The sequence below is a fragment of the Phycisphaeraceae bacterium genome, assembly GCA_019636655.1.
Taxonomy (GTDB): domain Bacteria; phylum Planctomycetota; class Phycisphaerae; order Phycisphaerales; family UBA1924; genus JAHBXB01.
In genome coordinates this window covers 197,781-215,131 of record JAHBXB010000004.1, presented here as the reverse complement: position 1 = coordinate 215,131, position 17,351 = coordinate 197,781, and the positions used below count along the sequence as shown (strand labels likewise).

The 17,351-nt window shown below is 68.5% G+C and carries 17 protein-coding genes and 2 tRNA genes; 10 read left to right on the top strand and 9 right to left on the bottom strand.

The annotated features are described in order from the left end of the window. Positions 1-17: 17 nt before the first annotated feature. Positions 18-1,568: an NADP-dependent phosphogluconate dehydrogenase gene (gndA, locus tag KF745_12575; protein ID MBX3359248.1), complete on the bottom strand. Its 1,551-nt coding sequence runs from the start codon at positions 1,566-1,568 to the stop codon at positions 18-20. 124 nt (positions 1,569-1,692) lie between these two features. Next, a complete protein-coding gene (locus KF745_12570; protein ID MBX3359247.1) occupies positions 1,693-2,142 on the bottom strand; it encodes a hypothetical protein in 450 nt (149 codons plus the stop codon). Positions 2,143-2,327: 185 nt separating this feature from the next. Between KF745_12570 and KF745_12565 the strand changes: the two genes are divergently transcribed. Continuing rightward, positions 2,328-2,969 carry a GNAT family N-acetyltransferase gene (locus tag KF745_12565; protein ID MBX3359246.1) on the top strand — a complete coding sequence of 214 codons (642 nt, stop codon included), beginning with the start codon at positions 2,328-2,330 and terminating at the stop codon, positions 2,967-2,969. Here the strand turns inward: KF745_12565 and KF745_12560 are convergent. Then, positions 2,960-3,889, bottom strand: coding sequence for a fibro-slime domain-containing protein (locus KF745_12560; protein ID MBX3359245.1), 930 nt, complete (start codon positions 3,887-3,889; stop codon positions 2,960-2,962). The two genes, KF745_12565 and KF745_12560, sit on opposite strands and share 10 nt — an antisense overlap. A 358-nt stretch (positions 3,890-4,247) precedes the next feature. Between KF745_12560 and murA the strand changes: the two genes are divergently transcribed. The 3 genes from murA (at position 4,248) to KF745_12545 (ending at position 6,560) form a co-directional block, all read left to right on the top strand. Beyond that, positions 4,248-5,624, top strand: coding sequence for a UDP-N-acetylglucosamine 1-carboxyvinyltransferase (murA, locus tag KF745_12555; protein ID MBX3359244.1), 1,377 nt, complete (start codon positions 4,248-4,250; stop codon positions 5,622-5,624). A 61-nt stretch (positions 5,625-5,685) separates the two neighbouring features. Continuing rightward, positions 5,686-6,111: an HIT family protein gene (locus KF745_12550; GenBank protein ID MBX3359243.1), complete on the top strand. Its 426-nt coding sequence runs from the start codon at positions 5,686-5,688 to the stop codon at positions 6,109-6,111. Continuing rightward, positions 6,111-6,560, top strand: coding sequence for a DUF3052 family protein (locus tag KF745_12545; protein ID MBX3359242.1), 450 nt, complete (start codon positions 6,111-6,113; stop codon positions 6,558-6,560). Before KF745_12550 ends, KF745_12545 begins: the two co-directional genes overlap by 1 nt. On the opposite strand, the gene KF745_12540 is transcribed toward KF745_12545, so the two are convergent. The 5 genes from KF745_12540 to pckA form a co-directional block, all read right to left on the bottom strand. Beyond that, entirely contained in the window at positions 6,523-6,804 is a 282-nt protein-coding gene (locus tag KF745_12540) for an HPr family phosphocarrier protein (GenBank protein MBX3359241.1), read from the bottom strand. The genes KF745_12545 and KF745_12540 overlap by 38 nt on opposite strands. 75 nt (positions 6,805-6,879) lie before the next feature. Continuing rightward, positions 6,880-7,356, bottom strand: a complete 477-nt coding sequence (locus KF745_12535) for a PTS sugar transporter subunit IIA (protein ID MBX3359240.1) — start codon at positions 7,354-7,356, stop codon at positions 6,880-6,882. A 95-nt stretch (positions 7,357-7,451) separates the two neighbouring features. Then, positions 7,452-7,751, bottom strand: coding sequence for a ribosome-associated translation inhibitor RaiA (gene raiA, locus KF745_12530; GenBank protein ID MBX3359239.1), 300 nt, complete (start codon positions 7,749-7,751; stop codon positions 7,452-7,454). Positions 7,752-7,903: 152 nt separating this feature from the next. After that, positions 7,904-8,767, bottom strand: coding sequence for a DUF502 domain-containing protein (locus KF745_12525; protein MBX3359238.1), 864 nt, complete (start codon positions 8,765-8,767; stop codon positions 7,904-7,906). A 48-nt stretch (positions 8,768-8,815) separates the two neighbouring features. Continuing rightward, positions 8,816-10,411, bottom strand: coding sequence for a phosphoenolpyruvate carboxykinase (ATP) (pckA, locus tag KF745_12520; GenBank protein MBX3359237.1), 1,596 nt, complete (start codon positions 10,409-10,411; stop codon positions 8,816-8,818). Between the two features lie 183 nt (positions 10,412-10,594). Here pckA and KF745_12515 point away from each other — a divergent pair. Continuing rightward, positions 10,595-10,668, top strand: a tRNA-His gene (locus tag KF745_12515). 74 nt (positions 10,669-10,742) lie between these two features. Here the strand turns inward: KF745_12515 and KF745_12510 are convergent. Next, a complete protein-coding gene (locus tag KF745_12510; protein ID MBX3359236.1) occupies positions 10,743-11,825 on the bottom strand; it encodes an NAD(P)-binding protein in 1,083 nt (360 codons plus the stop codon). 107 nt (positions 11,826-11,932) lie between these two features. On the opposite strand from KF745_12510, the gene ychF reads away from it, so the two are divergent. The 5 genes from ychF (at position 11,933) to KF745_12485 (ending at position 17,317) form a co-directional block, all read left to right on the top strand. Continuing rightward, complete coding sequence (ychF, locus tag KF745_12505) at positions 11,933-13,036, top strand: redox-regulated ATPase YchF (protein ID MBX3359235.1); 1,104 nt, start codon at positions 11,933-11,935, stop codon at positions 13,034-13,036. A gap of 257 nt (positions 13,037-13,293) precedes the next feature. After that, entirely contained in the window at positions 13,294-15,087 is a 1,794-nt protein-coding gene (locus KF745_12500) for a hypothetical protein (protein ID MBX3359234.1), read from the top strand. 152 nt (positions 15,088-15,239) lie between these two features. Further along, positions 15,240-15,313 (top strand) — tRNA-Arg (locus KF745_12495). 349 nt (positions 15,314-15,662) lie between these two features. Continuing rightward, positions 15,663-16,541 (top strand): DNRLRE domain-containing protein, encoded by an 879-nt coding sequence (locus KF745_12490; protein ID MBX3359233.1) that lies wholly within the window; start codon positions 15,663-15,665, stop codon positions 16,539-16,541. A gap of 50 nt (positions 16,542-16,591) precedes the next feature. Next, on the top strand, positions 16,592-17,317 hold the full coding sequence (locus KF745_12485) for a DNRLRE domain-containing protein (protein ID MBX3359232.1): 726 nt from the start codon (positions 16,592-16,594) through the stop codon (positions 17,315-17,317). Positions 17,318-17,351 lie beyond the last annotated feature (34 nt).

Genomic DNA, 17,351 nt, shown 5'->3' with positions numbered 1-17,351 from the left:
GTGGGTCGGGCGTGCGGTCAGGCGCTGACCTGCGGTCGCTTGGGGTCGGGCCAGTCGAGGTGGAAGAACGTGCCGCGGGGCTGGTCGGTGCGCTCGTAGGTGTGGGCGCCGAAGTAGTCGCGCTGGGCCTGGAGGAGGTTTGCGGGGAGGGTGGAGCAGCGGTAGGAGTCGTAGTAGGCGAGGGCGGAGGCGAAGGCGGGGACGGGGAGGCCCTGGACCGCGGCGCGGGCGACGACGGCGCGCCAGTGCTGCTGGGCCTTGTCGATGACGGAGGCGAAGTAGGGATCGAGCAGGAGGTTGGGGAGATCGGGGCGGCGGGCGTAGGCCTCGGTGATCTTCTGGAGGAAGCGGGCGCGGATGATGCACCCGCCGCGGAAGATGGAGGCGATCTCGCCGAGGTTGAGGTTCCAGTGGTGCTCGCGGCCGGCGGCCTGCATGAGGGCGAAGCCCTGGGCGTAGGAGCAGATCTTGGAGCAGTAGAGGGCGTCGCGGACGGCGTCGATCCAGTTGTACTCGCCCGAGCCGGTGGAGTGGGAGTTGGGGCCGACGTGGGCGGCGGCGAGGATCTTCGAGGCGGCGACCCGCTCGTCCTTGAGGGCGCTGATGTTGCGGGCGTAGACGGCCTCGGCGAGGGTGGCGGCGGGGACGCCGAGGTCGAGCGAGGCGTTGATGGTCCACTTGCCGGTGCCCTTCTGGCCGGCGGCGTCGAGGACGACGTCGACGAAGGGCTTTCCGGTGACGGGGTCTCGCTGGCGGAGGATGTCGGCGGTGATCTGGATGAGGAAGGAATCGAGGTCGCCGTCGTTCCACTTGCCGAAGGTGGCGGCCATCTCGGCCGGCGCGATGGCGAGGACTTCGCGCATGAAGTGGTAGGCCTCGCAGATCATCTGCATGTCGCCGTATTCGATGCCGTTGTGCACCATCTTGACGAAGTGGCCCGCGCCGTCGGGGCCGATGTGGGCGGTGCAGGCGACGGCGCCGGGGGCGGTGATGGGCTTGCCGGGGGCGCCGCCCTCGATGGGGCGGCCGGACTTGGCGTCGACCTTGGCGGCGATGGACTCCCAGACGGGCTTCAGGATCTCCCAGGCCTTGGCGTCGCCGCCGGGCATGAGGGAGGGTCCGAAGCGCGCGCCCGTTTCACCGCCGGAGACGCCGGAGCCGACGAACAGGAGGCCCTTGGCGGAAAGGGCCTTCTCGCGGCGGACGGTGTCGGACCAGAGGGCGTTGCCACCGTCGACGATGAGGTCGCCGCGCTCCAGGAGCGGGGAGAGGGAGTCGATGACGGCGTCGGTGCCGGGGCCGGCCTTGACGAGGATGACGATGCGGCGGGGGCGCTTGATGGAGGCGACGAAGTCCTTGAGGTCCGCCGCGGGAACAAGGGCGCCACCGGGCCCGATGACCGAGGGGGGGTTGTCCTTGATGACCTGCTCGGTGACGGAGGTGGTGCGGTTGTAGACGGCGACCTTGAAGCCGTGATCGGCCATGTTGAGGGCGAGGTTGGTGCCCATGACGGCGAGGCCGACGAGGCCGACATCGGCGGAGTTGGGCGCTGGGGGCGTGAGGGGCATGGCGGGCTCCGGGATGGGGGATATCGGTCCTTGGGGCGGTGGGCGCGTGGAATCGCGACCGGGCGACCGCCCGGATGACATTATCGGGCATGTCGAGCCCCGGATGCGGGGAGGGATCTGACCACTAGCGGGGTGGGGCGCGGCCAGCGGCGGACCCTCGGGCAGCGCGCGCGACCGCCTGGCAGACGGCCGTGGCGATGGCTTGAGGTGAGGACACGGGACTTGTGTCGGGGCCGGCGAGACGGGGCCCGAGGCCGTCCCCGAATCCATCAAGGAGATCGGAGATCGAGTACGGAGTGGCGGCCGCGCGTGGTGGCGGGGCAGTGCGGGGTTGCGGGTTTGGGGCCGTCGGGGTGCTGGTTGTGGACGAGGGCGGGAGAGACGGCGAGGTGGTCTCGGCGGCGGGGATCGCGTCGAGGACGGCGACGGCCGCGAGGCGGGCCTGGTGGAAGTCGCCCTTGGACTCCGCCGCGGCGGCGATGCGGTAGAGGAGGCTGAGGGCGGCGGCGCGTGGGTCGGGCGGCGGCGGCGCGGGATGGGTTACCGGGAGCGTTTCGGCGGCGGTTGGCGTCATGAGGATCCCCCTGTACGGCGGCGTGCAGCGCACCCATCGTGCGCTGCAGCGCTGACGTGAGGACCATAACGCCGGGGCTCGCGGCGGCAAGGGGAAAGCGGTGCATCATCGCGATTCAGCGCACAGGAGTGATCACTCCGCGCCGATTGGGGCAAGAATGCCCCGCGACAAAGGAGGGCTGCAACGTGGGCGAGATGCGTGTGAGTCCGGTGACGCTGGAGCTTGATGGCGGCGTGGCGCGGCTGGAGCCGCTGGCGGAGGAGCACGGGCCGGACCTGATGGAGGCGGCGCGGGAGGAGTCGATCTGGCGGTGGATGCCGTTCCCCGGACCGACGACGCCGGAGTTGATGCGCGGGTACCTCGGACGGGCGGCGGCGGCGCAAGCCGCGGGGCGGGAGGAGCCGTTCGCGATCGTGCTGAAGGGGGAGCGTGGCGCGCGGGATACCGCGATCGGGTCGACACGGTACATGGAGATCATGCCGGAGCACCGGGCGCTGGAGATCGGCGCGACGTGGATCGGCGGGACGTGGCAGCGGTCGGCGGTGAACACCGAGTGCAAGTACCTGCTGCTGCGGCACGCGTTCGAGGTGCTGGGGGCGGTGCGGGTGCAGCTCAAGACCGATGCGCGGAACGAGCGGAGCCAGCGGGCGATCGAGCGGATCGGGGCGGTGCGGGAGGGGGTGCTGCGGAAGAGCCGCATCCTGCACGACGGGTTCGTGCGGGACACGGTGTACTACAGCGTGATTGCGGGGGAGTGGCCCGGCGTGAAGGCGCGGCTGGAGGGGATGATGCGGCGCGGGGGAGCGGGCGGGGCGGCTCAGTCGTAGAGGGCGGTGGTGGCGGGGAGGGGCGCCGAGTGGAGGGTGAGGGAGGTCTCGATGCGGCAGTTGGCGCCGGTGCGGTGCCGCTCGGCGAAGAAGAAGTGCAGGGGGTAGGACTGGCCGTCGACAAGGCCGGGGATGCGGTCGAGGTCGATGGTCTGGGAGACGGGGCCGTGGACGCCGCCGACGTCGATGACGAGGGTGTTGTTGATGAAGACCCAGACGTCGTCGTCGCCGGCGAAGGTGAAGACCTGACCGGAGCCGCGGTTGTAGACGAACGAGGCGTTGAGTTCGAAGGTGAAGCTGTAGTTGTGGCCGCCGGGCTCATCGTCGCGGAGCAGGTCGCCGTCGGCGGGGAAGAAGCCCTCGATCTCCGGGGTCGCGGGGTCGTCCTGGGCCTGGAAGACGTAGAGGTTGGTGCCGGGCTGGCGGACCAGGGTGATGGAGAGGGACTTCGAGGCGTTGAGGCCGGGGATGTCGCGGTACCACTGGGAGAAGGAGGCGGCGCTGGTGATGCAGACGGCGCTGGTCTGGGTGAGCTGGCCGGCGACGTCGCCCTGGGCCGCGTCGAAGGAGGCGGGGTTGATGTTGCGGCCGTCGCGGTCGCGGAACTGGGTGGTGACGGTCTGGCCGAGGCCGACGAAGGAGGGCTTGAGGTTGGCATCGAGGTGGTCGTCGATCATGCCGACGCGGTGGCCGGAGTTGTAGCGACCGAAGTCGGGGTGTCCGCCGGCGACGTCGTACGCTTTGAAGTCGCGGACGACCCCGGTGAGGGAGATCATCGGCGGGAGGTCCTTGTCGGCCGCGGGCGCGGCGGGGGCGGAGAGTTGCTGGGACTCGGGCTGCGCGGCCGGCCGTGCGGTGCCGGTGGCGGCGAGGACGGCGGCAACGGCGGCGGAGACCAGGAGGGTTCGCTGGGGGTTCATAGTCTGCTCCTTGGAGCACAGTGAGAGCGCGCCGGGGGGCGCGGCCAATCGGTCGGGGGGCCTCTCGCGGGCCGCCTGTTGTGGTCGTCATCGACCCCCGGGAGCGGGCGGGCGAGTTCTCAGCACCACGGGGGCGAGAAAGGGCGGAAGCTGTTCCGTCTGGAGGGGTGGCGCGGGCGCCGGACTGGGGAAGAAGTGAGCCGACACCTTGTCCCCCGGATTTCCACTGTTGGCGGGTGCGTGGCGGGGGGTCGGCCTTTGCGGTTCTCGGTCGTCGCGAGTCGATGTATAGTCGCGTCCAAGAGAGCCGCGGGGATCGCACCCCGCGCGGGCACAACGGACTGCGCTCGGAGCGGACATGGATCAGTTTGTCATTACCGGCGGCCGGAGACTCACCGGCCGGGTTTCGATCAAGGGCTCGAAGAACGCGACGCTGCCGCTGATGGCGGCGGCGCTGCTGACCGACCGGCCCGTGGTGCTGCGCGATGTTCCGGCCCTGGCGGACATCATGAACATGCAGCGGCTGCTGGGTGAGCTTGGGTGCGAGGCGACGTACACGCCGGCGGAGGAGTTGAACTCGCCCGGTGGCGTGCTGCGGCTGCACTCGGTCGACGAATCGATGAGCCACGCGCGGTACGACATCGTGAAGACGATGCGTGCGAGCATCTGCGCGCTGGGGCCGATGCTGGCGCGCCGGGGGATCGCGCGGGTGTCGATGCCGGGCGGGTGCGCGATCGGGGACCGGCCGGTAGACCTGCACCTGCGGGGGCTTGAGGCGCTGGGGGCGGAGATCGGGCTGGACCAGGGGGACATCGTGGCGCGGATCCCCGGGGCGCGGGCCGGCGCGGGGTCGGGGCGGCTGCGGGGGAACCGGATCTTCCTGGGCGGTCCGTTCGGCTCGACGGTGCTGGGGACGGCGAACGTGATGTCGGCGGCGACGCTGGCGGAGGGGACGACCATCATCGAGTCGGCGGCGTGCGAGCCGGAGGTGGTGGACCTGGCGAACCTGCTGAACTCGATGGGGGCGAAGGTGTCGGGGGCGGGGTCGCCGCGGATCATCGTGGAGGGCGTGGAGGCGCTGGGCGGGACGCCCGGCACCGGGCACCGAGTGATCCCGGACCGGATCGAGGCGGGGACGTACCTGTGCGCGGCGGCGATCACGAACGGGGATCTGACGATCGAGAACTGCCCGGTGGATGCGCTGCTGGCGGTGATGGACCGGTTGGAGCGGGTGGGGGTGACGGTGTCGGCGGACATCTCGAAGGATCCGATGCGCGCGACGGCACGGGTGACCTCGTCGCGGGTGCTGCAACCGGTGGAGGTGACGACGCAGCCGCACCCGGGGTTCCCGACGGACGTGCAGGCGCAGTTGATGGCGCTGCTGACGATCGCGGACGGGAACTCGGTGATCACGGAGCGGATCTATCCAGAGCGGTTCCTGCACGTGGCGGAGTTGTCGCGGATGGGGGCGAAACTGCTTCGGCAGGGGCCGACGGTGGTGGTGTCGGGCGTGAAGCGTCTGGTGGGGGCGCCGGTGATGGCGAGCGACCTGCGGGCGTCGGCGTGCCTGGTGCTGGCGGGGCTGGCGGCGCAGGGGACGACGACGATCAGCCGCGTGTATCACCTGGACCGCGGGTACGAGCGGATGGAGGACCGGCTGCGGCTGCTGGGGGCGGAGATCGAGCGGGTGAGCACGAAGAGCGAGGCGGCGGTGTCGGCGGAATCCGCGGCGTAGCGCGGGGGTGGCGGGCGCTTTCGCGGGGGACGGCGCGGGCCGTACGCGGTAGCATGGGCCGATGGAGTGCTCGATCTGCAATCGGCTGGCGGCGGTGCGGTCCGGGTCGGAGCCGTTGTTCATCGCCGAGTTAGGCGAGACGGTGGCGGTGCTGCACGAGCACCAGGGGTACGAGGGGTGGAGCGTGCTGTGGCTGAAGGACCACGCGGAGCACCTGAGCGACCTGGCGGTGAGCCGGCAGGTGCGGATCTGGGAGGATGCGGCGCGGCTCGCGGCGAGCCTGAAGCGGGCGGTGATGCCGACGCGGATCAACTACGCGTGCCTGGGGAACGCGGTGGCGCATGTGCACTGGCACCTGATCCCGCGGCACAGCACGGACCCAGACCCGAAGGGGGCAGTGTGGGCAAGGCCGGCGGCGGAGCTTGAGTGCGGGGTGGATCCGAAGCGGCGGGACGACCTGATCGCGCGGATCCGGGAGACGCTGTGATGGCGGGGTATTCGGGGACACCGCTGGCGAAGAAACTGGGGATCAAGGAGGGGGCGAGCGTGGCGCTGGTGTCGGCGTTCGAGGGGTTCGAGGGGCTGCTGGAGGGGATGCCGGCGGATGCGAGGGTGGTGCGCGAGCCGCGGGGGAAGGGGCCGTTCGACGTGATCGTGGTGTTCGTGCGGTCGCGGGCGGACCTGGAGCGGCGGTTCGGGGGTGCGGTGGAGCGGCTGGAGACGGCGGGCGGGCTGTGGATCGCGTGGCCGAAGAAGGCGTCAGGAGTGGCGACGGATATGACGGAGGATGTGGTGAGGGGCGTCGCGCTGAGGGCGGGGCTGGTGGACAACAAAGTGTGCGCGATCAATGAGACGTGGTCGGGGCTGAGGGTGGTTCGGCGGGTGAAAGACCGGCCGGCTACTCCTCCTCGAAGCCGCTCTCGACGAGTTTCTTGAGCAGTTCGCAGGCGGCCTGAGCGTCGTCGCCGTCGCAGGTGATGTCGAGCTCGGTGCCCTTGGTGGCGGCGAGCATCATCATCTGCATGATGGACTTGCCGTCGACGGTGGTCCCGCCGGGGCCGGGGCGGGAGACGGTGACGGAGCAGGTGAAGGCGCTGGCGGCGTCGACGAAGCACATCGCGGGCCGGGCGTGGAGGCCCAGGCGGTTCACGATCGTGACTTTGACGCTCAAGGCTGCCATCTGCCAATCTGCTCCGTGCCCGGTGCGGCGGGGGACCCCGCGCGGCCGTGGCGGCCGCGGGTTGGTGCGGGGACTTCAGGCGGTGAGCTGCTGCCCGTCGGCCTCGTCGAGCAAGGCGACGACCTCGTCGACGGTGGCGGCCTGGCGGAGGAAGCGGCGGAAGGTCTCTTTGCTGAGGTTCTTGAAGATGACCTCCATGGCCTGGAGGTGCTCCTCCGGGTGGTCCTCGGGGCTCAGCAGGAGGAAGACGGAGTAGACGGGCTGGCGGTCGAGGGCGTTGAAGTCGACGCCGGTGGGCGAGAGGCCGATGGCGGCGGTCATGGACTTGACGGCCTTGTGCTTGACGTGGGGGACGGCGACGCCCTTGCCGAAGCCTGTGGAGCCGAGTTGTTCGCGGCGGAGGACGCGGGTGAGCAGTTCGGCGCGCAGAGCGGGGTCGGCGGCGCCGCCGTTGATGAGGGCGTCGAGGAGTTCGGCGATGACGGTGTCGCGATCACCGGAGGAGAGGCGGGGAACGATGGCGGTGGGCGTGACGATCGTGCTGAGTTTCATCGACGCGATGCTCCGCTGCCCCGACCCCGAACGAGCCCCCGCCCGGTTCATACCAGACACAGCCTGTGGCGCCCCGGACTGGAGGCGCCCGTCAGTCAGCGTTTGCCCTGCTTGAGGCGTTCCTTGAAATCGGTCACCTGGCGGGCGGCCTTGTCGACGCAGAGGTCGATCGCCGCGTAGAGGTCCTCGGCGGCGGCGTTGGCGACGAGGTCGTCGTGCTTCTCGACGTCAACGACGACTTCGACGTGGAACTCGCCGTGCTTGTTCTGCTCGACGTAGACGGTCACGAGTTGGGTGAGGTCGAGGAACTTGGTGAGCTTGGCGGCCTTGGACTGGGCGTAGGCGGAGATGGCATCGGTGACCTCGAGATGCTTTCCGATAACGTCGATGCGCATGCGACTTCCTTTCAGCGCTTCCTTGCGAGAACGATGACGAACAGAAGGTGATCGAACGCACCCGGTGCGTGGACCGCCGGGAGCGAGAGTAGGCCGCGCCTCGGGCGTCTGCGAGCGCTGCTAGGCATGTGGATGGGCATCTCCCGGTGGATTCACCGGGGGGTTGTCGAGGGAAGCGTGGACCGGGGGACGAGTTCGGGCGAGGTGGTGGGGAGCAGCACGCCGGCGGTGAGCATGAAGCGGATGGCCTCGTCGACGGTCATGCCGGCATCGCGGGTCTGGGCGCGGCGGACGACAATGGTGAAGCCGGTGAACGGGGTGGGGGTTGTGGGAACGAAGATGGTGAGCAGGTCGTCGTCGGCGTTGTCGCTCACGGTCTTGAGGCCCGGGGCGGTGACGAAGGCGAGCGACCAGAGGCCGGGGCCAGGGAACTCGACGAGCACGACCTGGCGGAAGGCGGCGTGCTTGGCGCCGAAGATGAGGTCGACGAGTTGCTTCACGTGCGGGTAGACGGACCGGACGATGGGGAGGCGAGAGAACCAGTGCTCGATGGCGGCGTAGATGCGCCGGCCGACGAGGCCGCCGAGGAGGACGCCGGTGAGGTAGATCAGGACGACGGCGAAGCAGAGGCCGATGAGGCGGAAATACCAGCGGGAGTTCCAGTACTCCTGGAGGTGCAGGGCGCGGACGTCCTCGCGGACCTGGGACTCGGAGCGTGCGGCGAGGGCCATGACCGCCGCGGGCCCCTGGCGGGAGACGGCGTCGCGGTACTGGTCCAACTCTTCCTTGGTGACCTGGAACCAATCGGGGAGGGCGCGGGAGGCCGAGCCCTGGCGGACGACCAACAGGACGATCGATTGCAGGCCGCGGTTGATGGGCTGGGCGACCTGGGCGTCGACGAAGGCGTAGGCCTGGAAGAGGAGCCAGAGGGTGAGGATGGTGGGCAGAACGATGGCGAGCCCGCGGCTGAAGAAGCGGCGGAAGTCGTCGGAGAACGTGGTCCGGTGCTGTGCCATCGGCGCGAGGCGGCTGGCGGGGGCTGGGGTTGGAGAATCGGGGGGTGATCAGGCGCGCGGGCCGGCGGCGCGGACGGCGTCGGGCATGTCGTACTTCTTGTCGTTCTCGCGGAAGAGGGTGGCGAGTTTCCTGGCCTGGGCGTCGTAGGCGGCGCCGTCCTTCCACGCGTTGCGCGGGTTGAGGACCTCGGCGGGGACGCCGGGGACCGCGGAGGGGAGGGGAAGGCCAAAGACGGGGTCCGGGGTGAACTCGGCCTTGGCGAGGGCGCCGTTGAGGATGGCCGTGACCATCGCACGGGTGTAGGCGAGTTTGAAGCGGGAGCCGACGCCGTAGGCGCCGCCGGTCCAGCCGGTATTGAGCAGCCAGACGTCGGCGCTGTGCTTGGAGACGCGGCTGGCGAGCATGTCGGCGTAGACGCGGGGCGGGCGCGGGAGGAAGGGGGAGCCGAAGCAGGCGGAGAAGTTGGGCTGGGGCTCGGTGACGCCGGCCTCGGTGCCGGCGAGCTTGGAGGTGTACCCGTTGATGAAGTAGTACATCGCCTGCTCTCGCGAGAGCCTGGAGACCGGCGGGAGGACGCCGTAGGCATCGGCGGTGAGGAAGATGACGTTCTTGGGGTGGCCGCCGAGGGAGGGGATGACGGCGCCCTCGATGAAGTCGATGGGGTAGGTGGCGCGGGTGTTCTCGGTCATCTTGGCCGAGTCGTAGTCGGGGACGCGGGTGGTCTCGTCGACGACGGTGTTCTCGAGGACGGAGCCGAAGCGGATGGCGTTCCAGATCTGGGGTTCGCCCTCCTTCGAGAGTTTGATGCACTTGGCGTAGCAGCCGCCTTCGAAGTTGAAGACGCCGCGATCGGACCAGCCGTGCTCGTCGTCGCCGATGAGCGCGCGGTTGGGATCGGCGGAGAGGGTGGTCTTGCCGGTGCCGGAGAGGCCGAAGAAGAGGGCAACGTTGGCCGGGTCGCGTTTGTCGACGTTGGCAGAGCAGTGCATGGGGAACACGCCGGCCTCGGGCATGTCGTAGTTCATGGCGTAGAAGAGGGACTTCTTGATCTCGCCGGCGTACTCGGTGCCGAGGATGACGACGGTCTTGCGGGCGAGGGACTGGGCGATGAGGACGGGACTCTTGACGCCGAACTTGGCCTGCTCGTCCGAGGTGAGGCGGCGGCGGCCGGCGTTGATGACGGTCCAGTCGTGCTTCCATGCGGCGTTGGGGCCCGCGGCGGGAGAGCCCTGGGGGATGAAGAGGGTGCGGGCGAAGAGGATGTGCCACGCCTGCTCGGCGACGACCTTGACGCCGAGGCGGTGGGTCGGATCAGCGCCGACGAAGCCATCGAAGACAAAGAGATCCTTTTGGGCGTTGAGGTGCTCGACGGCGATCTTGTGGGCGAGGTCGAAGTTGGGCGGCGTGATCTTGGCGTTGAAGCCGCCCCAGCCGATCTTGGCGGAGGAGGAAGGCTCGTCCTCGAGGTACTTGTCCTTGGGGCTGCGGCCGGTGCGGTCGCCGGTCTTGCAGACGAGGGCGCCGTTGGAGGCGAGGATGCCCTCGCCGCGAGCGATCGCGAGTTCGACGAGTCGCGCGGGGGAGAGGTTGGAATGGGTGCGGGAGGGCGAGAGGACGAGGTCGGCGATCGAACGGCTGGACATGAAACGGCTCCGAATAGCCCAAGGGCCCGGGCGGCTCACGCCGTTCGAGCGGAGGGCGGTCTGGACAATAGGCTTGGGCCAAACCTCGGTAGTTTGAGGCAACGGGCTTGAAGGCCGGGCACGCGTTGACCCTGGGGGGGGGTCACCTTATCGTTCGGGCTGGGAATCGGGGCCGGGCGGATGGTGGTCGTAGCTCAGTTGGTTAGAGCACAGGGTTGTGATCCCTGGGGTCGCGGGTTCGAGTCCCGTCGACCACCCTTGAAGAGGTTGGGGGGGCAGCGGCTGGAACTTGATCGTAGTTTGATTGGTATGTCGCAATAGGCAGCGGCTGTCACTGCGCGGCATCGGCGAGAAACGCCTGCACGTGGCTCGCGGCGGCAAGTCCGCTGACAAACGCGGCTTCGATGCGGCCCGCCGCGGAGCCTGGAGCGGGAGCGGGGTAGCACCAGTCTCCGCAGGCAACGATCCGGCGGGCGGGATCGGCGAGGCTGGGCGCGGGGATTGGGTTGGCGACCGCCGCGTAGCGCCAGCGGTGAGCGATGGCGAAGATGGGCACGGGGAGGCCGAGGCCGGTGGCCTCGGCGAAGTGAGTGAGGAGGGCGGGGGCGACGGACTCGGGGGAGTCTTCAAGGTGCTGCTGGGACCATTCGTGCGAGGCGTGCAGCACCCAGCATTCGGCGGGCTGCGCATCGGCATCGGGGGCCGACGCGCGGCCGGGCTTGGAAGAATCGCGCGCGACCCAGGCGAGGGGCGAGTTGCGGACCATCGCGGCGTCGAAGGGGGCTTCGATCGTGCGGTCGAACGCGGCCATGACGGCCCAGGTGGGGAGCATGCGGATAGCGGCGACCTGCGCGGCGAGGTCCTTGGCGCCGGCCAGGAGGGGGACAGCCTGCGGCGCGGGGACGGAGACGATGCAGGCGTCGTAGGCCGGCTCGCCCATCGCCGCTCCGGACTGATCGAAGAGTCGCCACGACGGGCCGTCACGGGAGACCCGCCAGACCTGCCCCGCGGCGGGCCCCGAGCCCTCGCCGCAGCGGACGGAGAGATCACGGGCGAGGCGCGCGGCGACGGCGCTCATGCCGGGGACGCCGACGTAGCGGGTGGCGGCATCGGTGAAGGGATGCGATTGACCGCCCTCGATGGTGGCCATTCGGGCGGTCCAGGGGGCGATGACACGGTCGGAGAGCCATGAGGTCGCCGCGGACATGAAGCGGTCATCGCGGACGGTGAAGTACTGGGCGCCGTGGTCGAACTGGAAGGGCGGGTGGCGGCGCGTGGAAGCGCGGCCGCCGGGGGCGCGGCCCTTGTCGAAGACGCGCGAGGGGACGCCGGCGATGGCGAGGGCGCGGGCGGCGGTGAGGCCGGCGATGCCGGCGCCGATGACGGCGACACGGGGTGCGGGTTCGGTGGGCACTGGGGTCTCCGGGGTGTCGCGGTCGGGGGCGATGGTATGTGGACCATGGGGTTGGCGCTACCATTGGCCCCGTTTTTGGTCGGTGGTCACTGCGAGAGGAATGCGCGATGGAAGCCGGGATTGTCGGGCTGCCCAATGTCGGCAAAAGCACGCTGTTCAACGCGCTCACGAAGGCGGGGGCGCTGGCGGCGAACTACCCGTTCGCGACGATCGAGCCGAACGTCGGGGTGGTGCCGATCCCGGATGAGCGGCTGGAGATCATCCGGTCGCACATCGAGAGCCAGAAGGTGGTTCCGGCGATGCTCCGGCTGGTGGACATCGCGGGGATCGTGAAGGGAGCGAGCGAGGGGGCGGGGCTGGGGAACAAGTTCCTGTCGCACATCCGCGAGGTGGACGCGATCGTGCAGGTGGTGCGGTGCTTCACGAAGGCGCCGGGGGGCGAGGACATCACGCACGTCGAGGGGACCGTGGACCCGCTGCGGGACATCGAGATCATCAACACCGAGCTGGTGCTGGCGGACCTGGAGACCGTGAACTCGGGGCTCTCCAAGGCCGAGCGGGCGGCCAAGAGCGGGGACAAGGAGCAGGTCGCGCGGTTCGAGATGCTGAAGAAGGTGCAGCCGGTGCTGGAGGCGGGGACGCCGGCGCGGACGCTGAAGATCGAGGACCCGGAGCAGGCCCGGGCGCTCAAGGGGCTGCAGCTGATGTCGGCCAAGCGGGTGCTGTACGTGCTCAACGTCGATGAGGAGGACGTGAACGGCGAGGGGGAGCTCGCGCAGCGCGTGCGGGAGCACACGGCGAAGGAGTCGAGCGAGTGCGTGCCGGTGTGCGCGAAGATCGAGAGCGAGCTGGCGGAACTGGGGGACGCGGACCGGCTGGAGATGCTGCAATCGATGGGGATGAAGGAGCCGGCGCTCAACCGGCTGGCGCGCGCGGCGTATCACCTGCTGGGGCTGCAGTCGTTCTACACCGCGGGGCCGAAGGAGATCCGGGCGTGGACGGTGCCGATCGGCGCGACGGCGCCGCAGGCGGCGGGCGTGATCCACACGGACTTTGAGCGTGGCTTTATCCGCGCGGAGATCTACTCGGTGAGCGACCTGGTGGAGCACAAGAACGAGAAGGCGGTGAAGGATGCGGGGCGGCTGCGGGTGGAGGGGAAGGCGTACGTGATGCGCGATGCGGACGTGTGCCACTTCCTGTTCAACGTGTAGGGCGTCTTCAAGCCCAATCTCTTTTTCTCACGGGAGCACCGATCGAGGTGCTTGGGCAATCGCTCCAATCACGCAGTGCCTACGCAGTTCCCAGACCCACCAATCTGGCGTACACAATGCGAACCATTGGCGGGCAGTTGCTATAAGTATCGACTGCAACTCTATCTATATCAATTTTGCATCAGATACAATACTAAAACGAACTTTATAATCATGAGAACCGTAGAAGTATGCTGCGCATTCTTCGGAGACACAGCATGCCATTCGAACGAGACGTCCTGTGGGACTTTGGCCGAGAGAAGCTGCATATCGAGAAGATCGAGCTCGCCGAACTCTTTCCGTTTCCCTGGCTGCGCCCATGCACGGTACGGATCCTGATGGTCGTTGACGGCTATCCAGGAAGCACCCTCAACGTCTCCTTCAACCACTCGTACTTTGGCCTGAGCCACGTTCTTGATGCACTTCGGAACGATGAGCGAGGCTGGGTGCGGTTTCAGGTCACCCGGGCCCACCGCCAGACTGATACCGCCAAGCCCAATGCCGCGACGGAACCGGTGGCATGGTCGCGGTATGGCCCGCACTATGAGAACTTCCGGTTCAGTCAGGACGGATTCAACATCAACGACTACGACCAGGTGTGGCTTTTCGGAGCCCGCTCTGAAGAGGCAGGGTTGCAGCAACTCAGCGACGCCGAGTTGGAGGTGCTCGCGCGGTGGATGGATCAGGGTGGAGGGGTCTTTGCCACCGGCGACCACGCGGATCTTGGTGCAAGTCTGTGCTCGCGGATCCCCCGAGTTCGCTCTATGCGTCGCTGGACCGCAGCCCAGGGAGTACCTCCTCCCACGGGCTCTAGCCGGCACGATACGTTGCTAAAGGGTCATGACAGCACCTATACCTTCGACGACGAATCCGACGACATCCCGATGCCGCTCCGCGTTCGGAAGTACGGGCTGCGGTCGTTTGTTCCCTGGCAATGGCGGGCGATGCCGCACCCGGTTCTCTGCGGTCGCACGGGCGTGATCGATATCTTGCCAGACCATCCGCACGAGGGGGATGTGATCGACGCATCCCTCATCAACCTCAATGCCCCGTTCGACGTCGGAACGTTCCATGCGCCGGAGTACCCGGGTTCCGGACCAAGTCAGATCAAGCCGCAGATCATCGCGTGGGCGAGAGTTCAAAGCGACCATACCAACTCAAGTGACACGAACAAGGGCGCCGCGAACGGCAAAGAGTTCGGCGTCATCGGTGCGTACGACGGTCAGGCCGCGGGCATCGGACGCGTCGTCGTGGACTCGACATGGCACCACTGGTTCGATGTGAATCTCATCGGACGGCCGGGGCTTCCCGCGAACAACCCGAAGAGCAGGGGCTTCCTGGATACGCCCGCTGGGCAGCAATCGCTTAGACGACTCGACGACTACTTCGTGAACGTGGCGTTGTGGCTGGCGCCACCGCAACGACAGAAGTGCATGCTGGCCCGGTCGATGTGGAAATGGATACTGCGCTACCCGGCGGTGGAGCGACTCAGCTCCCGCATGCCGATCTGGGAACTCGGCCAGACGGCAAAGGATGCGATCGGCCGCAATGCGGGACAGTGTCTCATCAGTTCCTGGATCCGCGACTTCCTTGTGCCCGATTTGCATCAGTTATTCGAACTGCCGGACCTCATTCCAGACCCGCCCCCAAACCCGTGCCTCACGTGCCCGCCGTGGGACCTGGTCGAGATCTATGTCCTCGGGGGCATCACCCGCACGCTTCTTGAACTCGCGTACAAGGTTCAAGATGGCCCGTCATCACCGAACGAGCAGATGTCGGATGAACTGGTGGTAAAGACGATGCTCCGCGGCAGCCAGACGGGTGGACGTGCCTTGGTTGACGCTTATCGGAAGTCGCTCACACAATCCGGCGAGTGGATTCGACGTGCCCAACCGACGTTGACGCAGGAGATCACCGCCGAGCAGTATCTCCGCGTCAAGCCACTACGCGCTCGTACGACCCGGCAGGCCCGCAGTACCGGGGGCGGCAGGAAGCGACCGAAGAAAAAGTAGAAGCCATCGATCACGACGTCGCCTGGCGAGTTTCAAACGCGGCGCTATGGCGCTAAGCTTCGCCACGCTCCAGCCTCAAAGCCTGACATCGGCTAGGTGTCGGTCTTAGCATCCGGCTGGGTGGCGGAGCTGGCTGTCCCGGTCTTGTGGTTGCGCCCGTAGCTCAACTGGATAGAGCATCGGTCTTCGGAACCGAGGGTTGGGGGTTCGAATCCCTCCGGGCGCGTTTGGGGGCTTTGGGGAGGCAGGGGCGGGGTTTGGGAGGTGGGACGGGGCGGCAGGTGGGTGCGGGCGCCGGGCGCGGGGCCTTGGGGGGGGAAATGGGGAAGTTTCGGCCACCGGGTGCGTGGAACCCCGTGGTTCGGGGGCTCGGATAGAGGGGGCGGCTGGTTTCCGGCCGGTTTCCACGTAGAGTGTAGATTCTGGGCGTGGCGGCCTGCTTTCTGGCCATTCTTCGGCCACCACGCGTCCATGTGTATCCGGGGTAGAGAGACGAGGTCGACCCGGCGCGATCGCGCGGCGGGGCGATGCCGGAGGCGATCGACTCGCCAGCCCGGCCCAAGGAGGCGACGGCGATGGTTCCAGTGCGATTCGCGATCGTGGGGATGACGGCGGCGGCGGGGATGGCGGCCGCGGCGGCGGCGGACACGGCGACGATCTCGTGCAAGCGGGACGTCACGATCCACGAGACGCCTGGGGTGGCGAACGGGGCGGGCGAGTTCTTCTTCGTGGGTCGCAACAGCAGCGGCGGCGAGCGGCGGCGGGCGCTGCTGATGTTCGACGTCGCCTCGGCGATCCCGGCGGGGTCGACGGTGACGAGCGTGCAGTTGAAGCTGCACCTGTCGCGGACGAGCACGGGGAACCAGACGATCTCGGTGTACCGCCTGACGTCGGACTGGGGCGAGGGGACCTCGAACCCCGACGGCAACGAGGGGGCCGGGGCGAACGCGACCCCGGGGGAAGCGACATGGGAGACGAAGTTCTGGCCGAGTGTCATGTGGACCACGCCTGGGTCGGACAAGGTCGTGACCGCGAGCGCGAGCCGGTCGATCGCTTCGACGATCGCGTCGTACACCTGGAGTTCGACGGCGATGCTGGTGGCGGATGTGCAGGGGTGGCTCGCAAACCCGGCGACGAACTTCGGGTGGGTGCTCATCGGCAACGAGGCCACGACGCACACGGCCAAGCGGTTCGACTCGCGGGAGAACCCGACCGAGTCGTTCCGGCCGCAGTTGATCGTGGTGTACACCCCGCCCGCGCCGCCGTGTCCGGCGGACCGCGACGGCAACGGGCTGATCGAGCCGGCGGATGTGTCGGTGTTTGTGACGGACTGGAACAACAGCCTGATCGCGGGGAACCTTGCCGCCGACTTTGACGGTAACGGAGCGGTGCAACCGGCGGATATCGCGGTGTTCGTGACGACGTGGCTGGCAGCGCTGAGCGGGGGGTGCTAGGGGAGGCAGGTATCCGGCTTGCGTTTCCGTTGTGTTCGAAGGGAGCGGCCATGAAGACGATCTGTGCGGGCGTGGTTCTGGCGGCGGCGATGTCGGCCTATGCGGATGTCGTCGTGACGGCGCCGCTGGCGGACAACACCCTCTACCAGGACGCCGCGGGCTCGGTCAGCAACGGCGCGGGGACGAGCTTCTTCGCGGGGCGAAACAGCCAGGGGTCGATCCGGCGCGGGCTGCTGCTGTTCCCGGTGGGGCCGGGGATGGGGATCCCGAGCGGATCGACCATCACCGGAGCGACGCTGACGCTGAGCATGACGCAGACCAACGCGACCTCGGCCGAGGTGACACTGCACCAGGTGCTGAACTCCTGGGGCGAGGGGACGAGCAACGGTTCGGGGAGCGGGGCGCCGGCGACAACCGGGGACGCGACGTGGCTCCACCGGTTCTACAACACGTCGACCTGGTCCACGCCGGGCGGGGATTTCGCGGCGGGGGCCCTCGCGAGCACGACCATCACGGAGACCGGCGTGTACACGTGGTCGTCACCCTTGCTGACCTCGCTCGTGCAGTCGTGGCTGGATCTCCCGACTGGGAACTTCGGGCTGATGGTGCGGGGGGATGAGACCGTCAACACCTCGGCGATGCGGTTCGATTCGCGGGAGAGCGCGGTGACCGAGGTGAGGCCGGCGCTGTCGATCACGTACACGGTGCCGGCGCCGACGGCGGCGGGGCTCGGGCTGGTCGCGGCGGGGGCGGTCTCGCTGCGTCGCCGGAGGTGAGTGGGACCGCCGCGGGATCCGCGGCCGGAGGGCG